Here is a 24,174-nt window from a genome sequence, read left to right as displayed (position 1 = left end):
GATTATGAGGTTTCATACAGCCAAACTCTAAGTAGAGAAGTAAGCTGGTCGATATCTACAGGTTTGGATATATAATCTGAAGCCCCTGCCTCAATACATTTTTCCCTATCGCCCAACATTGCTTTTGCGGTTACGGCAATGATTGGCATATTTTTATAAGTGTCATCTTTTCTAATGGCTCGTGTGGTTTCATAACCATCTGCCTCTGGCATCATCATATCCATTAGTATAATATCTATGTTTTTATGCTCTTTTAGCGCTTTTAAGGCCTCATTGCCGTCTGTAGCTATAACTACATTCATTTTATGGCTTTCAAGTGCTCTTGTGAGCGAAAAGATGTTACGCATATCATCATCTGCAATTAATACGGTTTTTCCGGCCAGCACATCCTGCAGTTTGTTTAGCGATGATTTCTGGTTCCCTTTTTCATCTGTCTTTTCTTCTACAAGGTGTAAAAAGATAGCTGTTTCATCTAAAATGCGCTGATATGAGTGCGCAGTTTTTACCACAAAAGAGTCTGAATATTGCTGTATTCTGTTTTCTTCGCCTTTTGAAAGATTTTTTCCGGTAAAAATGATAATAGGGAGACCTTCTAAGCCCTCGGTCTTTTTAATGGATTCTAAAGCCTCGAATGCATTTTTATCTGGTATTCCCATATCTAAAACCACACAATTGATTTCTCTTTTTTGTAGCTCTTTAATACTGGATTGTATGCTATTGGTAACTGTAGTATGGATGTTAGCCTGGCTTAAAAACTGACTGAGCGCTTTTGCATGTTGCTCATTTTCTTCGACAATAAGTACTTTTTTAGGGTTTTTGCTAAAAGTTTCCTCCAGTTTTTCAAACATATCTTTCATATGTTCAAGAGCAAAGGGCTTATTAATAAAATCTACAGCACCTTTTTGCAAGCTCTCTTTTCTTGCTTCTAAAGAAGACATAATATGTACCGGGATATGTCGTGTTTTAGGATTTGATTTAAGGGCCTCCATAACCTCCCAGCCATCTTTAACCGGTAACTGTATATCTAAAAGAATAGCAACAGGCTCGTATTTCTGAGCCATTTCAATACCAAGATCACCTCTTACGGCAACAATACCTTTATATTTTCGCTGGCGGGTAAACTTTAACAGTGTTTGTGCGAAATCTGTATCATCTTCAATAATCAGCACTACCCTGTCATTATCTTGTATAGTAGCTCTGTCATCTTCAATTTCATTAGGAATACGTTCTGTAGTTAACCTAACAGATTGTTGTTCAGGTTCAAGCTCTCCCGTAATTAAAGGATATACTGTATGAGGTTCGGTATTTTCTTTGTAAATATTAGGAAGTGTGAGTGTAAATTTGCTGCCTACGTTTTCTTCACTTTGAAGGTCAATATCTCCGCCTAGAAGTTTGGCTAACTGTTTACTGATGGAAAGTCCTAGTCCTGTTCCGCCAAATTTACGTCGGGTAGAACCGTCGGCCTGCTGAAAGGCATCAAATATGAGAGCCTGTTTTTCTTTAGGAATCCCAATACCGGTATCATATACGTTAAATGCAATATGATGGTCGTCCAAATGTTTTACGCTAAGACCAACCTTGCCGCTAGAAGTAAATTTAAGGGCATTTGATAAGAGGTTTTTGAGAATTTGCTCTAAACGCATACGATCTGAGATGAATTGCCCCACATTTTCATCAATATCAAATGCGAGTTCTAGGTTTTTGCTTTTGGCAACAGGCATGAAAAGTCCCTTAAGGTCTTTTATAATATCGTTTATACAAATTTCTCCGATTTCAAGGGTCATTTTTCCTGCTTCGATTTTGGAAAGATCCAAAATCTCGTCAATAAGACTTAAAAGACCATGACCTGAACTGTTTATTACCGAGGAATATTCTTTAAATTCAGTGCTCAGCTCATCGCTTTCAGACATTAAACCCGATAAAAGTAAAATAGAATTTAAAGGAGTTCTTAATTCATGGCTCATGTTAGATAAGAACTCTGATTTGTATCGGGTACTTTGCTCTAATTGAGCCGCTTTTTCTTTTATCCTGAGATTTTGTTCTCTGATCAGTTCATTACGCTCTTCTAACAGACCTGTTCTTTCTTCCAGCTCTTGGTTACTTTGTAACAGCTCTTCTTGTTGTACGCGTAATTCTTCTTCAGATGATTGCAAACGATGGGTTTGGATCTCCAGTTCTTCATTCAGTTTTTCCAACTCGACATGCTGCACTTGTAGCTCTTCGGCCTGTGCTTGTGTTTCTTCTAAAAGGTTTTGCATTTTTTTGTGGTTTTGGGCCACATAAATTGCAGTACCGATACTGTGAGAGACTTCTCTTACAAAGGTTACCTTACGTTCTGGGTAATCATTGACCGAACCTACTTCTATCACTCCTATAATATTTTTGTCTCTTAAAACAGGAAATGCAAGTATATTTTTGGCTTTGGTTTCTCCGGTTGCATAGCTTACGGTAAGCTCATCATGTTTGATATCATTGATTTGTATAATCTGACCTGATTTAAGAACTTCTCCAACCAGTCCTTCGCCGGGTAAAAGCGTTTGTTTTAATAAATTACTTTTTAGAGATACGGATGCGCTTAAGTGTAAAAGCTGGTCTTCGCCCACGAGATAAAATGCACCCACAATACTTTTGGTGCGACTAACTATCTCTCGTAAAATTTCGGAGGTAAGGATTTCTATATTTTGCTCTCCTACCATTTTTTCATTCAGTTTAGCAATACCAGATTGCATCCATTCTTTATTTTCTAATTTGGTAAATGAGTTTTGGAGCGATTGAGCCATTTTATTGAGTGAGCCTGAAAGAATACCTAAGCCGTCTTTTTTCTCATCATTCATCCTAATCTCGTAGTTGCCCGAAGAGATTTGTGCCGCCAGATCTTGAATGCCATTTATGCGTTCTTCAGTTTCTGTATATAGTTCTTCAAGTTGTTTATGTAGAGCTGTTGTAGTGTCAAATCCCTTAATTACACGCCTGTAAAAAAAGATCGTTACCAAAATAGCAGATATTGAAGCAATAATAGTTAATAAAGGGGTGTATTCTGATAATTTTTGAGCATCGGTAGTATATTGATTAGATAGGCGCCTTTCTTCCTGTTTAATTTCATCAATTATTTCACGGGCATTATCCATATAGGCTTTGCCTGTAATTAAGAGTTCATTTGATAGGGTTGCTTTCTGGTTTTTGAAATTGATGCTGTTTTCTAATATGTCGAATCGTTTAATCAGGGTAGATCTGAGTTCTTTTAGTTTTCGCTGCAGAAACGTGTCATCAGTGGTTTCTGTAATGATTTTGTCAAGCGTTGAAAGCGCTTTTTCTCGGCTCCCAATATAGGGTTGCAGAAAAGCGTTATTACCAGTTAGTAAGTATCCTCTTTGTCCGGTTTCGGCATCCTTAACGGTTGATAATACGTCGTTAATATCTGAAATCCTTTCATTGCTCGCTATAACCATGTCTGTACTTCTGGTTAAAGCCACAATGCTCATATAAGAAGCAATAGAAGTAATAAACAATAAAAGTAAGGATAGCCCTAAGCCTAGGCGTAAATTATTTTTTAAAGATAATGACATAACAATAAACTTTTATTGTGGTTGATTTATAGGAATGCTAAAATAAAATTCGGAGCCGTTGCCATATTCGCTTTTCACACCAATTTCACCATCATGTCTTCTGATGATTTCTGCAGAGATATATAAACCTATTCCTAAGCCCTGAAATCTATGTGATGTTTCTTCGATCCGGTAGAACTTTTCAAAAACCTGCTTTTGCTGCTCAGGCAGCATGCCCAATCCAAAATCTTTTACACTTACAAAGAGTTTGTCATCAACAACATCTACCCTTAACTGCGCACGGTCTGCATTGGGTGAGTATTTGATGGCGTTGGTAAGAAAATTCACGATAACTTGTTCTATCCGCATTTCATCCGCAAAAATCTCACAATTGGCATTTCCAATTTTTTCTATTTTAAAAGAAGGATTAGATTGCTGTATAACTTCCAGAATGTTATCTGTAAGGGTATCTACAGAGAAGAGCTGTTTATTAAATTTGAGTTTGCCACTTTCTATTTTAGACACATCCAGTAAATCGGCGATGAGGCCATTGAGTTTTTCTATTTGCGATTTGGCCTTATTTAAATGCTTCTTTACAATTTCTATATCGCCTTTATCTATGCTTCTTTCGAGTAGCTGCATATAACCTTTGATACTGGTTAGTGGTGTTTTAAGTTCGTGGCTAGCAATGCTCATAAACTCGTCCTTTTTGCTTTCGGCATTTTTTCGTGTTTCGATTTCTGCTAAAAGTGTTTTCTGCATTTCATTCAGCTTACGGCTCTGCTCATAAATGCGGTAAAATGTCTTTATTTTTAGCAAAAGAAGGTTTATGGATACGGGTTTGGTGATATAGTCCAGTGCACCCGATGAATAGCCTTTTTCAATGAATTTAAAATCGGTATTGGCTGCCGAAAGAAATATGATAGCGGTGTCTTTAGCTTTGCTGTACCCTGAAATGGCTTCGGCTACTTCAAAACCATCCATCTCGGGCATTTGTACATCTAAAATGATAAGAACGTAGGAGTTTTTTAAAACTTTTTTTAAGGCTTCTTTGCCTGATGAAGCAGTATCTACTTCAAAATTGTGGCTTTCTAAAACTTTTTTTAAAGAGATGAGATTCTCTGGGGTATCATCTACTAATAAAATCATTATTTACGGATTAAAGGATTTGGATCTGCCTATAAATTAACTCTTTTAAATGCTGCAAAAATTTTAAGACTAAATATAAAAATTAAAAATGTAAACTTTAGATCCGGAATATTTTTAAACAATTAAGATGTATTATAGTTTTAAAATTTGATAACAAAGTAAAACCCCGCATGTCTTTAAAACATACGGGGTTTTTATTAATTCTTTTGATTACAGGTTTTTAGTGTTAAATGTGTCGCCCTGTCTTATATCGCCGGTATCAAAGCCTTTTTTAAACCAATACATGCGTTGGGCAGAAGTACCATGTGTAAAGGCATCAGGGACAACTTCTCCTTGTGACTGTTTTTGTAGCCTGTCATCACCAATTGCGTTGGCGGCGGTTAAGGCTTCTTCTAAATCATTACGGTCTAATTTTAAATCGTTTTTGGCATGATAAGCCCATAAGCCGGCATAAAAATCGGCTTGTAGTTCTAATTTAACTGAAAGTTTATTGTATTCAACCTGACTCAGTGTCCTTCTGGCCTTATCAACCATTGCCGATGTTCCTAAAAGGTTTTGTACATGGTGTCCTACCTCATGGGCAATCACGTAAGCTTGGGCAAAATCGCCAGGAGCACCAAATTTGTTTTTCAGATCATCATAAAAAGAAAGGTCTATATAAACTCGCTCATCGGCCGGGCAATAAAAAGGCCCGATAGCAGAAGATGCGTTTCCACAAGCAGAGGTTGTTGCACCGGTAAATAAAGTTAAAATAGGTTTTTTATAAGTTTCCCCCATCTTTTCAAATTCCTTTTCCCAAACATCTTCGGTACTTGCAAACACAACTTTTACAAATCTGGTTTGCTCATCATTTATAGGTGGAGCTTGCTGTGTCTGCTGGTTGTCTGTACTTACCTGGTTAACCAATCCAGTAAGGTCCTGTCCAAATATTAATCCTAATATTACTAAGATAATGCCTGCACCACCGCCCAATACTAATCCTCCTTTTCCTCTTCTGTCGTCAACGTTGTCGCTTTCTCGTCTTCCTTTCCACTGCATATAGGTTCAAATTTATAGTCTGAAATGAAGTTTCCCTAACCCGTATTTTAAGTTGATTAGGTTATTATAAATATACGCTAAACTTTAACGCAAACAAATTATGTATTAAAATGAGCGATTCCTTTTCTGATTCTCGAAATAGTTTCGGTAGCGCCCAACAATTGTGCAATATCAAATACTCCAGGGCCAAATTTTCCGCCAACAAGCATAACCCTTAATGGAAGCATTACTTCGCCGGCCTTTAACTGGTATTTTTCTGCCAGTTCTTTAAAAAGACTTTCTGCTTCCTGTGCGTTTAAGTCATCGTTTATTACTTTGCAAAAGGCTTCAAAAAATACTGCTTTTTCTGTATTCCATTTTGGTTTTACGGCTTGTTCATCATATACTTGTGGCGCACTGAAAAAATAACCTGCCTGTACCGCAAAATCGCCCAATAAAGTGCAACGGTCTTTTACAAGATCTATTACTTTAAATGCAAACTCGTTGTTTATAGCACCATATTCGCTTAAAAGGGATTGAAGCTGAGGCCATAAATTTTGAGCAGAACTGCGTTTAATCCATTCGTGGTTGAACCATTTTGCCTTTTCAAAATCAAATTTTGCGCCTGCTTTGCTTATTCTTTCTATAGAAAAAGATGCCATCAATTGTTCTAAGGTAAAAATTTCGGTATCTGTTCCGTCATTCCACCCCAACATGGCCAGCATGTTTACAAAAGCTTCGGGCATAAACCCTAATTCCTTAAATCCCTTGGTCAAATCACCTGTTTTTGGATCTGTCCAATTCATGGCATAAACCGGGAAACCTAATCTGTCGCCGTCACGTTTGCTTAGCTTACCATTACCATCGGGTTTTAATATTAAAGGTAAATGAGCCCATTCAGGCATTTCGTTCTGCCAGCCTAAATATTTCCATAACAATAAATGGATAGGCGCAGAAGGCAACCATTCTTCACCTCTAAATGCGTGGCTTATCTCCATAGCTTTATCGTCAACTACCACAGCTAAATGATAAGTTGGCATACCGTCAGCTTTCAAAAGCACTTTATCGTCAACCAAGTTCGTGTCAAAACTTACATGACCGCGTATCATATCATTAAATGAAATCTGTTCATCGGTTGGCATTTTTATACGGATAACGTGAGGTGTACCTGAGTTTAGAAGTTCATCGACTTCTGTTTCGGTTAAGGTTAGCGAATTTCGCATTTGCATCCGTGTTTTTTGGCCATATAAGAAATTAGCTATCTCATTTCTTTTCTCATTAAGTTCTTCAGGGGTATCAAAAGCATAATACGCAAAGCCGTCTTTAACAAGCTGCTCGGCATATTTTCGATAAGAAGATTTGCGTTCACTCTGACGGTAAGGGCCAAAACTGCCTGGATTTTCAGGGCTTTCATCCGGATTAAGCCCACACCAGTTAAGGCATGAAGCGATATACTCTTCAGCACCTTCAACAAAGCGTGTCTGGTCTGTATCCTCAATTCTTAAAATAAACTTACCTTCATGTTTTTTAGCGAAAAGATAATTGAACAAAGCTGTTCTTACGCCACCTAAATGCAATCCGCCTGTTGGGCTTGGAGCAAATCTAACTCTTACTGGTCTATTCATTAGCTGTTATGTTAATTGTTTTGTCTTAAGATCATCAAGACAAAAGCATTAATGTTGCAAAGATAGGTTTTTTGTAATTTTTACGTTTTGATATTGTAAATTGGCAGGTATAAAAATGAACCCGTATCAAAAAAAGCGTAGGTGGAAGATTTTTCTTTTGGTTTTTGCCATTGTAATTGGCAGCGCTTCGGTTTTGTATTCAGATTTCTTTGTAAAGAAAATGGAGCGTGAAGAGGCTACTCAGTTTAAGCTTTGGGTAAAAGTAGCCGAGCAGCGCATGAAGATGTATGATAACGAAATGCTGGCAGAGGTTTTTGAGACTATCAAGAAAAACAATAAAATGGATGTGATCATTACCAAAGCAGATGGCGCAATTTATCTTTGGGATGGCCTAGATTCTACCAAAACGCTTTATCCGGATAACAAGCAGAAAGAATATGATTCATTGTATTTTGCAAAGCAGCTGAATATCATGAAGCAGCAGCATTTGCCAACCGCGATGAAAGGAATATATGGAGAACCTTTAATAGCCTATTATAAAGATTCTGCCATCTTAACCCAGTTGCGTTATTTCCCTTATATACAATTGGGCGTGATTGCTTTGTTTTTGCTTACGGCTTATGTAGCTTTTAGTGCTGCACGTAAGGCCGAACAGGATCAGGTTTGGGTGGGCCTTGCCAAAGAAACTGCCCATCAGCTGGGCACTCCAATATCTTCTCTAATGGCTTGGGTTGAAATTATTAAAACAAGATATAATGCACAGGATGATTCGTTAATAGCGGAAATGGAGAATGATATCAGCCGGTTGGAAATCATAGCAGACCGCTTTTCCAAAATAGGATCTAAACCTATACTTGAAGATCATGTGGTTTATGTTGTGGTAGAAAATTTCATCAATTATTTCAGGATTAGAACTTCTGATAAAATTAATTTCATTATAGAGGGCGACAAACAGGTAAGAGCTATGTTATGTGTGCCACTTTTTGATTGGGTAATTGAAAATTTACTTAAAAACGCAGTAAATGCCATCGATAATGAAGGAACAATAACGGTAAACATTATTGAAAACCTGGTAAAAGAAGAAGTATTCATAGATGTTAGTGATACTGGAAAAGGCATACCAAGAGCCATGTTCGATACCGTATTTCAACCGGGATATACAACCCGTAAAAGAGGATGGGGATTAGGCTTATCGTTAACCAAAAGAATGGTAGAGAACTACCACAACGGACAGATTTTTGTTAAAGATTCTGAACCGGGAAAAGGAACAACATTCAGGATAATATTAAAAAGTAGTATAACTTATGAACCGACCTCAAATTAATGAATACCCTAAATGGGCAGATGTTTATATCTCTTTAGTGAAAGAGGATATTATAATTACCTTAGAAAAACAAGCAAAAGACTTTGTTAATTTCATAAACTCACTTACAGATAAGGGAGATTATGCTTATGCGGAAGGAAAGTGGACCATTAAACAATTGGTTGGGCATATTATAGATACCGAGCGCATCTTAGCATACAGAATGCTTTGTTTTGTTCGCGGAGATAAAAATGCCTTACCGGGCTTTGATGAAGATGCTTATGTAAGCAATGCACATTTTCAGGATAGAAGCCTGTTTAGCTTAGGAGAAGAGTTTGCAGCCATGCGTACAGCAAATCTATATCTGATCAAATCATTAAATGAGGAGGAGCTTAACAGAACAGGCATTGCTAATGGAGTGCCCATTACGCCAAGAGCTCTGGTATATTTTATAGCGGGACATCTTATTCATCACAAGAATATCATTGAAGAAAGGTATTTATGATCTGGTTTGAACAGGTTACCATAGAAGAGTTGAATAATCGACCCAAAAATCATATTGGTGGGTTGCTGGATATTGTTTTTACAGAAATAGGAGAGGATTATCTCTGCGCTACCATGCCGGTAGATGAACGTACACATCAGCCTGCTGGGATATTACATGGGGGAGCATCGGTTGTACTAGCCGAAACATTGGGTAGTATAGCTTCTTATCTGTGCATAAATCCTGAGCGATTTATTGCCGTAGGCCTTGAGGTAAATGCCAATCATTTAAGATCAGTAAGCTCTGGTTATGTTAAGGGTGTTTGCAAACCTCTACATATTGGCGCAAAAACACATGTTTGGGATATAAAGCTATATAACGAAAAAGGCAAAATTACCTGTGTAAGCAGACTTACAACAGCAATTTTGCCTAAACCTCAAGGTTGATCCGATTATTATTTGGTTTTAAAGCTTATTTTGTAATCCTTCATCGATATTCCTTTTGGCGATTTAAAGGCTAAACCTGTTAAAACAAATTCATAATTCTTGTTACTTTCTAAATCCCATTCAATAATGATGGATTTTTTATCCTCGGTATAAGTAACATTTTTAAAGTTGGGGAAAGTGTTTTTATCATTTCCATAATTGATGGAACGTCCTTTCCCTAAAAGAGCACGGTCAAAGTTAACGGTAACTCGTTTTAATGCAGCATCAACGTTCTGATCTCCATTTTTGAATTCGTTGATTGAAATTACTTTTGGTCGTTTCTCATCAAGCTGTTCAACGTAGGTGTCTATATTTTTTGCGTAAGCCTGGTAAGCATTGATGAGCTTGGGTGTATAGCTTTCTAAAGTTGGATATTGATTTCTTTCATGGTCGTATTTTTCAAGCTCTGATACCAATTCTTCAATCCATATAAAACCCCGATTTAACTGCACATTAGTTTCTTCTTCAACCTCTTTTTCAGTAAACTTATGGTCTTTCATGTATTTAATAACAGCCGCTCTTACCAACGCTTCATTGAGCATTGTTTCCCATGTTCCATAGGCCTGGCTTTGCATTTCCTTAGCTAGGGTTTTGTATATCTTTTCTCCAGATTTTCTAAATGGCTTAGGATCATTATCTAAAAGGTAGTTTACAAATGAATGGTTAAACTCATGAAGTAAGGTAGGAAAGTAGTTGTTGATTGTAAAATCTGCCATTCCTAAGCTATCTGTTTTCCAAGTCCCCATAATGGCATAAACTTCTCTTTGTCCATTTGGTAAAGTGATAGAGGGGCCATAGTTTCCTCCTCCGTTTCCAAGCCCGTTTATAATTACAAACTTTTCATCAGGCTCTTTTCCATAAAATTTTGTGTACCAATTCAAATCAAGATGTTCATATACGGGTAGAAAACGTTTACTTGCTTCTGCATAAAGTTGTTGGTTGGATTCAAAAAATTGCTTGCTATTGCTGTCTTTGTAAAATTGTTTCAAGAGCTTAGCAAACTCATAGGCATTATCTTTTCCCCAGCGTTTGTCAGGAATCTCATTAGTAAAATTACCTATTGGGTTTAAATCATTATCAAGATAAATAGCCATACTCATTACGGCATCATATCCAACACCTTTTTTGCGCCTTAAATTTTTAATGAATTGAATCAGTTCGTGATTTTTAAAAGAATTATAATGAGCTTGAATTTTATCGGTGTAAAGCTTAAATCGCTCTGATTTATACTCCTCGCTATCCGCAAGTCTGAAAACGATACTTAAAAGCTCAATGCGTTCGTCAACTTTTGGCTTTTCTAGAGTTGTAAGCTTCTGTGCAAAAGCTAAGAAAGTAAAAAAGCTCAAAAATAAGGTTGTAATTAATCTCATTCTTTTATATTGTGGATGGATGTTTTTAAGTTGTAATGTGCTTTATATTAAACCAAAAATACATTATTAAAGTCGATATATTCTATAACGAAAAAGGCAAAATTACTGTGTAAGCAAACTTACATAGCCATTTTGCCTCAACCCGTTTAAGTGAATATAATTATTGTTTATCCATCCACTTCTTCTCTACAACGTAAGATACAATAAGACCTAAACCGCCGAAAACAAGTACGCAACCGAAGTAAATGGCCGTAACCTGTAAAGGTTCCTGACCGCTTAAAGAAGATCCGAAGCTTACTCTGACACAAATCATGGCAACCAGTAGTCCTAAACCTAAGCCTACTAAAAGAAGACCGGTCTTTAAGCTTAAAAATGGCTTTGGAATAGATTTGGCTATTCCGGGATCTATCCCTCTTTCGATCATGGCCATTTTTTCACGGTTTATAAAGTATCTAAAAGCAAAAGCAACAATGGCTATGCTTAAGAAAAGGGTTATAGGTATTAATTCTCCAGGCATAATATTAATTTTTTATAATTGTTAATCTGTTATTTGTTATGAACGTCGTTCTGAGGGTTATGACAACACCATAAAAAATTAGGTTACACCCGGTAACAAAAAAATAATCACGTAAATTTAACGCTGTAATTTAAACCATGATCTTACTTTGAAAAACATTATACAAAGCATTCAGCAGGTAGCCTCTTTACCTTTAGCAGAAGAACAGCTTCTTTTGGCCGCAATGGAACGGGTAGAAGTTCATAAAAATACAGTTGTTATCAGAGCGGACCAGGTAGAAAAATATGTTTATTTTATAGAAAAGGGCATAGCCAGAGCTTATTGCCATACCGAAAAAGGAGAGCAAACGATTTGGTTTGGAGAGGAGGGAACCATAATGGTATCTTTTATGAGCTCTTTTAAAAATGCTCCCGGCTATGAATATATAGAAATGCTTGAAGACAGCATTTTATACAGAATATCCAATACTGAGCTGAACACGATTTACACTAATAATATTTTATTGGCTAATTGGGGGCGTAAATTTGCAGAACAAGAGCTTTTAAATACAGAAGAGCGTTTTATTGGTTATTTGTTTAAAACGGCTACAGAACGATATGAAGAATTGTTACAAAGGCATCCTTCTCTGATTAAAAGAGTACAACTGGGGTATATCGCTTCTTATTTGGGCATAACACAAGTAAGTTTGAGCAGGATCAGGGCAGGTATCAGGTAAAATTTATCAATTGTTAAAAGAAAAGAGAGAATTAAGCTTCACTTTTGCAAAAAAATAAATAAAATGGCTTGGATATATTTGATTATAGCAGGAATATTGGAGGTAGGTTTTACAACCTGTTTAAAACTTTCAAATAACTTTAGTAATGTTAAATGGGCAATAGGTTTTTTTATTTGTGCAACTATGAGTTTTGTTTTTCTGAATAGAGCCACTACAATATTGCCTATGGGTACAGCTTATGCCGTATGGACTGGAATAGGTGCCGTGGGTACGGTTTTGGTGGGAATTTTTTTCTTTAAAGAACCGGTAAATTTCTGGCGTGTTTTCTTTATTTCGACTTTGATTCTCTCTATTGCCGGGCTTAAATTTTTTGCCGAAACAAAGGGTGCATAATTTTAGGTGTAACCTCATAAGGCTTTGCCGCGTCATATACACATCTTATGCCGCATATTGAAACAGACTTAGAATTGATAGAAGCCGTACTTGGGGGAGACACGAAAAAGTATGCTATTTTGGTTAAACGACACCAAAAGCTTGTTTTTTCTTTGGCATTAAGGTATGTGAAAAAACGTGAAGACGCAGAGGAAATAGCACAGGATTGCTTTGTTAAAGCATACAAAGCATTAGGTACATTTAAGAAAACAGCTAAATTCTCTACCTGGTTGTACACTATAACCTATACAACCGCTATGACTTTTTTACGGAAGCAAAGATTAGACACGCACTCTATAGACGGAGAAGAAGAATATATACAGATCGCAAATCCTGATGGCAGTTTTGATTCAAATCTAATCGAACGTAAAAACATCAGTATGTTGCTAGAAGAAAGTATACAGGCTCTTTTACCTGATGATGCAGCCATACTTACGCTGTTTTATAAAGCAGAACAAAGTTTGGAAGAAATCGGAGCTTCGTTAGGAATGCATGCAAATACAGTTAAGGTTAAATTACATAGAGCAAGAAAAAGATTAAAAGAGCGCCTGAAATTAGCATTAGGCGATGAGGTGGAGGACTTGATATGATCGCAATGGAAGAAAAAATTTGGAGTTATATTGATGGAACTTTATCTGCTGAAGAGCGGGCAGAGGTTGAAATCCTTTTGCAAACTAACCCTAAAGCAGCAATGCTTTATGAAGAGTTGTTTAGTCTTAATAAAGAACTTAAGGGTATGGAGTTAGAAGAACCTTCTATGTCTTTTCTAAGGAATGTAATGGAAGAAGTTAATGAACAAACTTTACCCGCACCCTTAAAAACTAAACTTGATGCCAGAATTATTTATGGTATCGCTGCTTTTTTTGTGGCTGCATTATCGGGCTGGCTAATTTATGGCGTGATATCTTCTTCAACCAGTGAAGATTCCGCTCCGTTGTTCCGTATAAATTTTGATTTTTCGAAGTTAAATGGAATATTTACAAATGTGGTTATTTGTACCGTTAGCTTAGCTTTAGCGGGTCTTATCTTGTTTTTTATAGATGGCAAGCTTAAACAAAATATAACACAAAAAAAGGGAAGCTAATGACTTCCCGTTTTTTATTATTTCTTAAACTTAATGGGTAAAGATACTTGTGTGTTATCCCATGCTATAACAAGATTTGCTGTATTCTCACTTTCATTAAAGGTCATTGAAAGTGCTTCAACTACTTTAATTGGCTTTTCAACAGGAACCTCTATTCTTACCACATCTTTAGATTGGTCATAAGAAAAAGCACCCCATTTATCCGTTTGCTTATTTACAATTAAAATCCATTTTTCTTTTCCTGGAACGGCAAATAAACTGTAACGTCCCGGTTTAACCTTGGTATTATTAATAAACACGGGCTTAAAAAAATCAATTTCTGTACTTTCATTAGCTCCCAAGCGCCAAACTTTATCAAAAGGTTCTAAAACACCAAATATTTCTCTCCCCTTCTTAAATGGACGGGAATAAAAAACACGTATAACCGGATCAGTATTTTCTTTTGCTTTGGTGGTGTTTAAAGGATAGTAAACAACATCTAAAGGACTACTGTCAACTTGCGGAAAGGTTATTGTTTCGCTACCTGTTTTTGGAGATTGGGCAAACAAGCCTAATGCACTAAATGTTAGTGCAACTAAAAACGAAAGTTTTTTCATACAATGAAAATAAAACGTTTTAACAGCCTTTTTAGTGTAAATTAATAGTGACGGCCTTTAACTATTTTCTCAAGGAAAACTCCGCCAAAAATCAAACCTAAAATTGCAGCTAAAAATAAATAACCAATGTGTAGTGTTACTGCAGAAAATGCAAGTACAAAGGTAATCATACCTAAAATATACCAAATCCAATCAAAGTTGTTTTTGTTATTTTCTTGTGAACTCATCTTATTTAAAGTAATGTAATTTTGAGCAAAGGTAACTATTTAATTTAATATTGGTTAATCTAAAAATTTAATTTGCGGAGCCCAATAACTGGTTTATGGTAACCGGTTTATAGCCTTTAGCTTTAAGATACTGCAATAAGTCGGGTAGCTTATTATAAAATTTATCTTTTCTTCGAGAGTCAGTACCTATATGCAGTAATAAGATATATCCATTTAAGCCGGTGGCATTTTTTTGCTCGTAGTTGACAATAGATTGCATGATGTCGTTACTGTTTACATAAGATTTCCCCATTTCAGGATAAGTATAATCTGCATTTGAACGAGTGCCATGCGTAAAATTAATTAATTGTAAACCTTGTTCCTTGGTCCAGTCCGCTATCTCTTGGTTATACCATTCATAAGGAGGAAGGAAATATTGCGCAGCTTTTTTATCTATGCCAAACTTCTTCATCTCGGCGTAATTCGCATTTAAATCATGGTCAAACTCAGTACGGTTAACCAGCGTACTGTCGCGGTTTTTCCAATCGTTATAAAGCAAATGATAATCTGAGTGTGGGCCTAAATAATGCCCATCTGTTTTTAGTTTTTTAATTAAGGATGTATACTTTGGGTTGCGGTAGAAATTTCCGGTAAGGAAAAAAGAGGCCTGTACTTTATGTTGTTGCAGCACTTTTTGAATGATTTCCCCCCCATCAGCAAATTCATCTCCTGTAAATACGATTGCCAGTTTTTTACTATTAATATCTCCACGGGTAATAGCACCATATATAGATTCGGTTTTAGCTTTTTGATCCTGCGCGGCCAGCAGATAAATCAACGAAGCCGTTCCATCCATAGTGGGCTCGTTGGTACTGTAATCTCCATAATCATCATGGTAAACAGCTAAATCGCTCTGAAAATCGGCATATTCGTCATCTTTGGTAAGCTGTATACCTATTAACCCTTTAAAGATAGTGGTGTAAACCGGACCATCAACTAATCCGCCATCTATCGGATACCCGCCTAAATGTGTAAAGGCAGAGTGAGGATTTTTGGGCGTATCGCCCCACGAAGGCAAACCGTATACCATGCTGGTTCCCCAGGGGTTACATCCAAAAATCCAATCGAAATTGGCCTGTTCAAGTTCACTAAAAGTATGATCGCCACTTATTTTGTTGTACCAGAAACATTGAATGGCAAATGATACGGTTAAATTATTGCTGCACCAGATAAAAGGGATGCCACGATAAAAAGCGTTTTGTTGGGCACGGTTCCAAACATGCTCAATTCCCTGCTTGTAAAAACTGATCAGCTGTTGTTTACGGTCTCCTTCAGATTGTTTGGCCAATTCATAATGTCCTAAGTTGATAAAAGGATACCATTGATAGTGAGCGGCGGTATCATTAACTAACCATGGTGTTATTTTTTCCTGCTGCGCATAGTAGAAAGCAGAATCGAGATATTTCTTTTTTTGAACAGAATTGCTGGCTTTTAAACCGAGATTGGCAAGGGCCAGTTGCATATCGTCAACCCAATTGTCTTCTGCATAAATATAAGGCGATTTTACAGATACTGTTTGTGTAACTCCTTTTTTGATATTTGCATATTCATAAGCAGAAGCAGATTTCTCTGATAATGTAGCAGAGAAAATCGGGTCTATTTCTTTGAAAAGAGTGCTGCCTAAAGAAAATGCACTGGTAAACTTAGCTGCGGTAGAGCTGGTGCCTTTTGTATCGTTTAAAAATTTTCCACGCTGTTGTTTTTCTCCGTCAATAAAATACAAAGGGCGCTCAAAACCTTTGCCATATTGGTTATCTTCTTTAGGAATACGCATAGAGATATGGTCGCGGTCATCTGCCAATTGATTAAACATGACATTGCGTTTAGGATGCATTTTTGCCATCCATTCTAATCCCCATTTGGCTTCATCGAGAACATCGGGAATGTTATTTTTGCCATCCAGCCCGTTTGCCTGTTTTGTATCCTGAAAAGCAAGAGGAAAATCGCGGTAAGCCATTAAAAGGTGATAAGCTGCATTTGCAGTGGTAGTGCTATATTGTAAATAATCGCTCGCATCGTGCCACCCGCCTACAGCATCAAAATGTGTGCTGTCTTTTAGTCCCCCCTTAGCGCCGTAAACAATAAAACCATCATGTGTATGGCAACTGTCTTTCAACACAGGATTGAAACCGCAACGTTGCTGCTGCATATAACGTAACGTAAAATCGGCTGCACCTTTGTAAACATCCTTGTCTATAATAATTTCAAGAGAAACTATATTTCCTGCTTTTAAGAAATAACGTCCTGGAGTTTTAAAATCAGAAAAATTTAAGCGGGCAGTATGAGAAAAAGGGCCATAGTTGCCGAAATTTTTGATTTTAGACGAGGTGTACACCGTTTTGCCGGTATTTTTATCTATCAGTTCGAAACGCTGCGGAATAAAGTCGGATTTTGTAGCCCAAACCGCTACTTTAATACCGTCGGGTTTATAGCCCAAAAGATTTATTCTTATCCAGCTTTTATCTTCGTATCTCGTTTTTGAGGTTAAAGCTGTGCTTAAAGTAAGCAACCCGATAATACAGAAAGTATACAATAATTTTTTCTTCATTGTGGTTCGTAATAGTATAAGCCAATAAATATAGGCTTTTTTTACAAACCGGGATTTTTGAAGAAGAAATGAGGATTATTGAAACTTACTGCGTTCGCTGCCCGGAACTTCGTAGCCTCTTTCATTGGTTTTGCCATCAACCAGTTGTTGTACCAAATCTCTGTTGTTTTTCTGGTATTCGGCATAAAGCTCTTCATAATCTGGTGTGTAGTGAGGATCTGGCACCACATTGATCTCAAAAAAGAAAGATTGCCACCCTTCTTTGGTGTTGGTCTTTAAAGTGGTATGTATGCCTACATATCCAATGTTTTTATTGCTGTCATATTCCAATACAATTGTTCCGGTATCTCCGGCCGGTATGGCTCTTTTAGGATATTTGGCTATAGTACATCCGCAGGAAGGATACACATCATAGATTTTTAAGGGATTTTTACCTGTATTGGTAACCTTAACAATAATTTGTTGTTTTTGTCCTTGCAAAATGGGATAGTATTTTCTTACAGGGTCTTCAATCTTAAGCGTGGTTAGTGGCAGATCTTTAGGCGCACAACTTTGCAGAAGTACAATTAAAACCACCAGAAAACCGGGTAGATTGAATTTTATATTTTTTAAATGAGATAAGGCCATTGTTGTAAGATTAATTAAATATGATTTCATCGCAGGCTATTGCCCTTTTTTCAAATTCTGGTTTCTTTTTAACACTCAAAATTACAGATTGTGTGGTTTTTGGGATTTTTACCTGAACCCTTATTTTCTGTATACCTGTAAAAGCGTCTTCTTTAAGTTTATATTCTTGAGGTTTCCCGTCTAATGTTAGCACTATACTTTCAGGCGCATAAATACGATGTTTTTTATCAACTAAAAAATGCATTTCCAGCCATGATGCCTCTTTAATGTCTTGCGCAGCTATTTCTACTTTAAGGGGTTCAATAGTTGCAATGAGCCAGTTGTTGTAATAATCTGTAAAACCCAAAGCTCCATCATTTAAAACTTTAATGTTAGGATAGTCTTCATCTAATTTTGAAAGCGCTTTTAAAGCTTTTCCATACAATAGATTTTTATAAGGTTGGTTAAGCAGATTTTGCCATTGTTTCAGGTAATCTGAAACCAATAAACCAATTTCATTATAAGTATTTATTCCCCCGGCGGTAGAATATTCTTTGAAACTTTTTAATGCTGATGTTGATTGTTCGTTTATAGTAGCGGATGAGCCATTTGTTGGAACTGCATAGCCATTTTCACTTACCCCATTTGTGCGCATGATTTCCAGTTGTTGAAAAGATACAGAGGCCAGAACCAGGTTCAGTTTTTTCTGTTCTTCAACACTTGCAGAAGAATAAAGAGTAGAAATTTTGTTATATAAATTATTTAAGTCAATTAAGTTAAGATATTTATTTTTAAACTGTTGTATTCCTCCGTAAATATCAATGATTTTATTTGATTTGTAGCTTGCCTGTTCAGCATTGAGGTAATAATCAGATAGAATAGTTCCTGTTTTAGGATACTCTTTAATAAAGAATAACTTGATTTCTTTTTCTACATCTGTCTTTACATCTTTAAAAAGCTTGGCGTAAATATAGGCTTTCAGATCTCCAAAAGCGGTGAAGCTACCTTCATCACTACCATGCATAAATATGCCATTAACACCTTTATTCTTGTAATAGTTAAGATTTTGTTGCTGAATAAGTAGGGTAGGATAGAACTCGAAATAATTATCAAAATTAATAGCGTAATCCCAAAGGTATATTTTATCTGTTAAGGCCTTCCAATCTTCAAAAATACGGTTAATTGAAGCGAATTTAGTGCTTTTCTCTATAATAACCCCTTTTGGAAAAGACATGGTACTGATCATAACTCCAGTATTGGCTTTTAGCTTTGTTTTTGGAGGAGTTTGTGTGGTTATGTATGCCGAAGAAAAGAAAACGGCTTGAGGAAATTTATCTGCCAAGCGATTAAGTAAGGCGAAAACAGCCGGACTGGCATTATTTTCTGTATTTCCCTCTTTTTTACAAGCATCGCATAAACAGACAATATCATTGTCGTTAGGCATGATCATAAAATAATTTACATCAGAATCATACTCTAATTTTTGCGAAATATATTCAGTTAAGGCTTTTTCGAGTTCTTTACTACTAAAATCAAATTGCTCATCATTGGTTTTGCCGTTTATTTTAGCCAGCATTTGAGGAGTTACTTTAACTGCTTTAACTAGGTTATGGCCCCATAAAGCCCACTTATCTTCTATGCTGTGGGTGCTGTTCCAGTACCTGAAATCAGGGTTGAAATTTTGGGCGAAATAAGGCTCCCTATATTCAAAATCATACTTAGTCGTATAATTTAAGTTTTGATCTACCTTAATTTCTGTAAGGGAAGAAAAAGATTTTGCGGTATCAAATTGTGTAAGGCCCACATAGTCTGAGAAAAAGTTCGATACTCCGGTTAAAAGTCCATTTAAATTAGCGGCTTTAATATAAAGTGTGCTTTCTTCGGTATAAATATGAAAAGAATCGGAGTTAATATCACGATCTATAACAAGTGCAATATTTTTTCTTTCGTGGTTGTTTGTTCCATTGTTTTTTACTTCAATGTTCTTTCCAGTCGCGATTTTAAAAAACTGCTGGAACCGTGCAGCAGCCTTTAATTCATGCTGGGTTACAGCAATTATTAAAGGTAAAGCGCTGTTGTTCTTGTAAAGCACAAAATCTTTTGAATTTGCACAACCAACCAGCAAAAGCTGGGTAAGCAATAAGAACAATAATTTTTTGAACATCTTTTAAAACTTAGTTCTGACCGTTAAGTATATGTTATACTGATTAAGGTATGAATTTGGTGTAGTTTTATAATTATACCAGTTTCCGATGGCTCCAATAGATGTTTTGTTATTTATATAATGGAAATACCCGGCTCCTACCATTGTGTTTACATACGAAAGGAAGGTCTTTACCTGAAAATCTAAACGAGGATCCTCAGGAGCGTTACCAACCGATGCCATGGTCATGATGTAATTCTTTTCATTTTTCATATAAAATCTCGATTGCGCCAAGATATTATTGTACAACTTGTTGCCATCGCTCATTACATGTAGCTTTCCATTTAGCCATACATTGTTAAATTGCCGTTCTAAGCCCACAATTCCGGTAATAAAATTGTCGTTATTTGGAAGGCGTGCGTAACGGGCCCCAATTTCTGCCTGCCAAACTTTAGCAAAAGGCTGATAGAAAGAAAACGCCGCTTTAAAACTCGGGAAGAACTGATTTGCTACACCTACATTGGCCAAAAAGTTAGACTTGTTCTTAAACGAATGGTACCAATCTACTTCTCCCTGTAAGCCAACCCCATTATTTCTTGCAGCATAGTTAACTCTTGCAACATAAGTATTCATTTTATTTTTTGTTGCCCTCAGGTATTCTAATGATGCCACAGAGGTATTGAACATGGCGGAGTCTGTATGTGCTCTTAGGTAACTTATATTTACCTGATTATCAAGTGACTTACCCTCTAATTCATCAAGTCTTTCTAAATGTTGTTTAGGTTTATTTATAGGCGCAACAAAACGTGCCTGGTATTCTCGGGCTTGCTTGTAATCGCCCATTTTTTCATATATCACACTTTTTTGAAAAAGCAGATCAGGGTAATCGGGATTGTTATTTAAACTATTATCAACAACCAGCATGGCACTATCGGCTTTGTTCTCATCTAAGTAAATATTAGATAATTTAATGGCCGCATCCTGACTTTTCTTCTCAAGAGAGATTACTTCTCCATAAAGCCGCTTGCTCTTATCAAACTCTTTTTTATCGTCCGTAGATTTAGCATATAGCATAAGTTCTTCTACCAAGCTGTTTTTAAGCGTATCGTTATAAGGATATTTTATCCTCAAATCTTTAAGAATACCCGCTGCCTCCTCATGCTTGTCTGTTTGGGCATAAATACCAGCTAATTTTAACTTAAGGTCTTTTGATGAAGGATATAAAACAATGGTTTTTTGCAGTAAATCCAATGCTTCGTTGTAATTCTTCATGGCTACTCTTGCGCCTACAGCATAGTTATAAGCCTGTATATTGTTAGGATCTGAGGCTATAAGCTCATCTGCTACAGTTTTAACCCGAGCAAAATCTTGATTGTTGTTAAGGTATTTGATAAAGCCTACAGCCGCATCTTTAGCCATTTGTGCGTATTCAGGGCTGTTAGGATATTCTTTTTGATACGATTTGGCCAGATTATAAGCTTCTTCGCTTTCGCCCATGTTCATGAGTAAATCAACCTTATTTAATACATACTGGCTTTCTTGCGGATAGGCTTTGATCATGCCATTTATGGTATTTAGCGCATCATCATAATTACCTCTTTGTGCATGGATGTTAAAGATATATTGGTTAGCATAGCGTTTGTATTCTGGCGATTGCGATACTTTAAGGAAGCCCCAAAGCGCTTCTTTGTAGTTCTGCTCGCTGAAATCTAATTTTGCTTTCTGATAAGACCAGGCATAGTAACTTTCTTTAATATCGGTATCATTAGGGTATAGGGTATAAAGCTTATTTACAATGTTTCCGATTTTTTCCCAGTCTTTCTGAATTTCATATACAGTCAACAGCTTTGTAAGCAATATTTTTGAGTTAGGATTAGATTTTAACCCTTTTTTCAATAGCTCTTCCGCATCTTGTGTATAGCCACGCGTAATGGCCGTATTTACTAAGAAGTTGTAGGCATCCTGATTGCCTGGGTTTTGGGCATATACCTTACCATATAACACATAGGGATCAGTGTTTTTATAATATTCAGCAGCCCTTGTGGTTAAATAGTTTAAAGCACGGCGATATTGTGGAGATTCTCCTTTTCTTAATTTAGCCTGTAACAGGTCAATTGCCTTCTGATATTCATTTTGTTCTTCTAAAATGCCTATTTTTTTGTCAAAAAGCGCATTACTGTTGGGCAGTTTCTGTAAACCTATGTCGGCAATGGTCAAAGCCTCTACATAATTCCCCAGTTTTAAATAGGTATTGATCAGATTTAAATAAATATCAGGGTCGTTAGATTCGAGTTCAATAATTTTTTCATATTGATTAGAAGCTCTAAATAAATCCCTCTCCCGGGTTAATTTTAACGCGTCTTCTCTTAGATACTGGTTATAGATGCTTTTTACATCATTATCATTAGGGAAAATCTGATAGAGCCTTTTTGCCGAGCGGTTAGCCTCTATCTTGTTGTCCATGAGGTTGTACAGATTAATCTTTTTTAACCAAAGGGTTTTACTGTAAGGTGTAATTTCTAAAAGCTCGTTTACATAACAAACAGCACTATAATAACGTTTGGTCTGCGTTTCTATATTGATTAGATAATGTCTGGCATCAACTCTTTTAGGGCTTTTTTTCAATACATCGAGCAAGATAATCCGGGCTTTATCTAACTGACCAATTTCCATATAACATTTACCTAAATATTCTTGCAGGTCCATGTCTAAAGGCGATTTTTTCAATCCCCTTTCGCAGTATTCTAAAGCTTGGGTATATTTCCCCCTTTCGCCGGCTGCCCTTGCCAACGTGTAAAATTCATCTGAAGAATCTTGCGCCAATAAGATACCAGCCTGTATCAGCGTAATACAACAGATGATAACAACTTTTAAAATATTATATAGATGTTTGTTCATTGGATTTGTTAGCCTGTTTTTTGTTGTCGAAACCTTGTCTGGTCATTGTGCCCCATTTTACTTCTTTTGAGGTATAATAGTTGAAATATCCCTTAATTGAGAAGAAAATAAGCAGAGGGTGATATATGAAGCCTTCGAGAAATATCAAGATCCAAAGTTTTAAGGTTTCATAAAACGTTTTATATTGTCTTTGTACAAAATTATCAAATAAAATAACTAAAGTTCCAATAGAAACTGCAAATGAATAAGCATATAAAAATATATAGCCTGCTGTATGCCAGTTTACATCGCCTTTCAGTACCAATAAAATGAACCAAATAAAGCCCAATAATTCAATTATAGGAGCTAAAAACTCAAAAACAAAAATAAATGGAAAAATTACAAGGCCTAATTTTTTAAATCTGTAATTGAATAGAATTTTACGATGCACCAGAAATAGCTGTGCTAATCCCGTTGCCCATCTAACACGTTGTCTTGACAAAATCTTTAGATTGGGCGGTCCTTCGGTCCAGCAGCAAGACACAGGAATATACTGAATGCGGTAATTTCTCTTGTTATTGATCATGTGAGAGGCCATTTTAGTTAAAAGGTCCATATCCTCAGCATGCGATTCTCCATCATACCCACCGGCATCTATCGCAACTTCCTTATTAAAAAGGCCCAAGCCACCAGAAATATTGGGAACGCAATTGATAAGGCTCCAGCCCATTTTACCAAAAAGGTACGCTCTAAGGTATTCCAGCTCCTGAAAACGAGCCACAAGGCCTCTTGGTGGTCTAACTCTTTTAATTACTCCATCTTCCACATCACAACTGTTAGACATGCGTAAAGTAGCTCCAACGGCAATAGTAAGAGTTTTTGAGTTTAAAATAGGTTTAATCATCCGTAACATGGTGTTACGGTCAAGGATACAATCTACATCTGTACACAAGAAGTATGGATATTGAGCTGCATTAATCCCTGCGTTAGAAGCATCGGCTTTTGTACCACCATTCTCTTTATCTACTACGGTTAAGATAGAATATTTAGGGTTGGTAGATTTAAATATCCGCTTAAATGGTTTGGTTTTGATACGTTCAACATAAGCGTAAGGTGTTTCTACAAGCTCAAACTCCTTAATTAACAGTTCAAGAGTCTTATCTTTACTTCCATCATTAACAATAATTACCTCAAAAAGCGGGTATTTTAAGGTTAAGAGCGAGTTTACGTTAACAATAATGGTTTTTTCTTCATTGTAGGCGGGAGCCACAATAGAGATGCCCGGCGTTAACGAAGAATTCATTAAATAGTCGTCATCAAGTCTTGAGTTGTATGTTTTATAGCGAATAATGTTAATGAATGCAAAAGCTCCTAATACGCCATACAACAAAAAAAGCATGGTGGAGTAGAAA

20 protein-coding genes are annotated in these 24,174 nt (G+C 36.5%); 7 read left to right on the top strand and 13 right to left on the bottom strand.

Features of this window, described 5'->3' with window-relative positions:
• Positions 1 to 2: 2 nt before the first annotated feature.
• From ACLHG9_RS12005 to gltX, 4 genes are all read right to left on the bottom strand, one after another.
• The gene (locus ACLHG9_RS12005) at positions 3 to 3,566 is read right to left on the bottom strand and encodes a response regulator (protein ID WP_410221743.1); all 3,564 of its coding nucleotides are present in this window, start codon (positions 3,564 to 3,566) and stop codon (positions 3 to 5) included.
• 12 nt (positions 3,567 to 3,578) lie between these two features.
• Positions 3,579 to 4,694, bottom strand: a complete 1,116-nt coding sequence (locus ACLHG9_RS12000; RefSeq protein WP_410221742.1) for a response regulator — start codon at positions 4,692 to 4,694, stop codon at positions 3,579 to 3,581.
• A 210-nt stretch (positions 4,695 to 4,904) separates the two neighbouring features.
• Positions 4,905 to 5,732 carry a neutral zinc metallopeptidase gene (locus tag ACLHG9_RS11995; RefSeq protein ID WP_410221741.1) on the bottom strand — a complete coding sequence of 276 codons (828 nt, stop codon included), beginning with the start codon at positions 5,730 to 5,732 and terminating at the stop codon, positions 4,905 to 4,907.
• Positions 5,733 to 5,830: 98 nt separating this feature from the next.
• Positions 5,831 to 7,336 carry a glutamate--tRNA ligase gene (gene gltX, locus ACLHG9_RS11990; RefSeq protein WP_410221740.1) on the bottom strand — a complete coding sequence of 502 codons (1,506 nt, stop codon included), beginning with the start codon at positions 7,334 to 7,336 and terminating at the stop codon, positions 5,831 to 5,833.
• Between the two features lie 115 nt (positions 7,337 to 7,451).
• On the opposite strand from gltX, the gene ACLHG9_RS11985 reads away from it, so the two are divergent.
• Genes ACLHG9_RS11985 through ACLHG9_RS11975 form a run of 3 tightly spaced genes read left to right on the top strand, consistent with a single transcriptional unit; the run spans position 7,452 to position 9,569 of the window.
• On the top strand, positions 7,452 to 8,660 hold the full coding sequence (locus ACLHG9_RS11985) for a sensor histidine kinase (RefSeq protein ID WP_410221739.1): 1,209 nt from the start codon (positions 7,452 to 7,454) through the stop codon (positions 8,658 to 8,660).
• A complete protein-coding gene (locus ACLHG9_RS11980; RefSeq protein WP_410221738.1) occupies positions 8,641 to 9,144 on the top strand; it encodes a DinB family protein in 504 nt (167 codons plus the stop codon). The genes ACLHG9_RS11985 and ACLHG9_RS11980 overlap by 20 nt, the downstream gene beginning before the upstream one ends.
• Positions 9,141 to 9,569 carry a hotdog fold thioesterase gene (locus tag ACLHG9_RS11975; protein ID WP_410221737.1) on the top strand — a complete coding sequence of 143 codons (429 nt, stop codon included), beginning with the start codon at positions 9,141 to 9,143 and terminating at the stop codon, positions 9,567 to 9,569. Before ACLHG9_RS11980 ends, ACLHG9_RS11975 begins: the two co-directional genes overlap by 4 nt.
• 8 nt (positions 9,570 to 9,577) lie before the next feature.
• Here the strand turns inward: ACLHG9_RS11975 and ACLHG9_RS11970 are convergent, their stop codons facing one another.
• A complete protein-coding gene (locus ACLHG9_RS11970) occupies positions 9,578 to 10,978 on the bottom strand; it encodes a DUF4932 domain-containing protein (RefSeq protein WP_410221736.1) in 1,401 nt (466 codons plus the stop codon).
• 160 nt (positions 10,979 to 11,138) lie between these two features.
• Positions 11,139 to 11,495: a DUF6249 domain-containing protein gene (locus ACLHG9_RS11965; RefSeq protein ID WP_410221735.1), complete on the bottom strand. Its 357-nt coding sequence runs from the start codon at positions 11,493 to 11,495 to the stop codon at positions 11,139 to 11,141.
• A gap of 148 nt (positions 11,496 to 11,643) precedes the next feature.
• Here ACLHG9_RS11965 and ACLHG9_RS11960 point away from each other — a divergent pair, with 148 nt between their 5' ends.
• The 4 genes from ACLHG9_RS11960 (at position 11,644) to ACLHG9_RS11945 (ending at position 13,726) form a co-directional block, all read left to right on the top strand.
• On the top strand, positions 11,644 to 12,210 hold the full coding sequence (locus tag ACLHG9_RS11960; protein WP_410221734.1) for a Crp/Fnr family transcriptional regulator: 567 nt from the start codon (positions 11,644 to 11,646) through the stop codon (positions 12,208 to 12,210).
• Positions 12,211 to 12,273: 63 nt separating this feature from the next.
• On the top strand, positions 12,274 to 12,603 hold the full coding sequence (locus ACLHG9_RS11955; protein ID WP_410221733.1) for a DMT family transporter: 330 nt from the start codon (positions 12,274 to 12,276) through the stop codon (positions 12,601 to 12,603).
• A 47-nt stretch (positions 12,604 to 12,650) separates the two neighbouring features.
• Positions 12,651 to 13,232 (top strand): RNA polymerase sigma factor, encoded by a 582-nt coding sequence (locus ACLHG9_RS11950; protein WP_410221732.1) that lies wholly within the window; start codon positions 12,651 to 12,653, stop codon positions 13,230 to 13,232.
• 5 nt (positions 13,233 to 13,237) lie between these two features.
• Positions 13,238 to 13,726, top strand: a complete 489-nt coding sequence (locus tag ACLHG9_RS11945) for a hypothetical protein (protein ID WP_410221731.1) — start codon at positions 13,238 to 13,240, stop codon at positions 13,724 to 13,726.
• A gap of 17 nt (positions 13,727 to 13,743) precedes the next feature.
• On the opposite strand, the gene ACLHG9_RS11940 is transcribed toward ACLHG9_RS11945, so the two are convergent.
• From ACLHG9_RS11940 to ACLHG9_RS11910, 7 genes are all read right to left on the bottom strand, one after another.
• A complete protein-coding gene (locus tag ACLHG9_RS11940) occupies positions 13,744 to 14,322 on the bottom strand; it encodes a DUF2911 domain-containing protein (protein WP_410221730.1) in 579 nt (192 codons plus the stop codon).
• 41 nt (positions 14,323 to 14,363) lie between these two features.
• The gene (locus ACLHG9_RS11935) at positions 14,364 to 14,549 is read right to left on the bottom strand and encodes a hypothetical protein (RefSeq protein WP_410221729.1); all 186 of its coding nucleotides are present in this window, start codon (positions 14,547 to 14,549) and stop codon (positions 14,364 to 14,366) included.
• 67 nt (positions 14,550 to 14,616) lie between these two features.
• Complete coding sequence (locus ACLHG9_RS11930; protein ID WP_410221728.1) at positions 14,617 to 17,136, bottom strand: glycoside hydrolase family 9 protein; 2,520 nt, start codon at positions 17,134 to 17,136, stop codon at positions 14,617 to 14,619.
• Positions 17,137 to 17,211: 75 nt separating this feature from the next.
• Positions 17,212 to 17,763 (bottom strand): DUF1573 domain-containing protein, encoded by a 552-nt coding sequence (locus tag ACLHG9_RS11925; RefSeq protein WP_410221727.1) that lies wholly within the window; start codon positions 17,761 to 17,763, stop codon positions 17,212 to 17,214.
• Between the two features lie 10 nt (positions 17,764 to 17,773).
• Positions 17,774 to 19,906: a DUF4838 domain-containing protein gene (locus ACLHG9_RS11920; RefSeq protein WP_410221726.1), complete on the bottom strand. Its 2,133-nt coding sequence runs from the start codon at positions 19,904 to 19,906 to the stop codon at positions 17,774 to 17,776.
• Positions 19,907 to 19,909: 3 nt separating this feature from the next.
• Positions 19,910 to 22,783 (bottom strand): tetratricopeptide repeat protein, encoded by a 2,874-nt coding sequence (locus ACLHG9_RS11915; RefSeq protein WP_410221725.1) that lies wholly within the window; start codon positions 22,781 to 22,783, stop codon positions 19,910 to 19,912.
• A complete protein-coding gene (locus ACLHG9_RS11910; protein WP_410221724.1) occupies positions 22,764 to 24,161 on the bottom strand; it encodes a glycosyltransferase family 2 protein in 1,398 nt (465 codons plus the stop codon). The genes ACLHG9_RS11915 and ACLHG9_RS11910 overlap by 20 nt, the downstream gene beginning before the upstream one ends.
• Between the last annotated feature and the right edge of the window lie 13 nt (positions 24,162 to 24,174).

It is taken from the genome of Pedobacter sp. (assembly GCF_046462515.1).
GTDB lineage: Bacteria > Bacteroidota > Bacteroidia > Sphingobacteriales > Sphingobacteriaceae > Pedobacter.
Note: the sequence above shows the minus strand (reverse complement) of the source record. Positions and strands in the feature narration are given on the sequence as shown.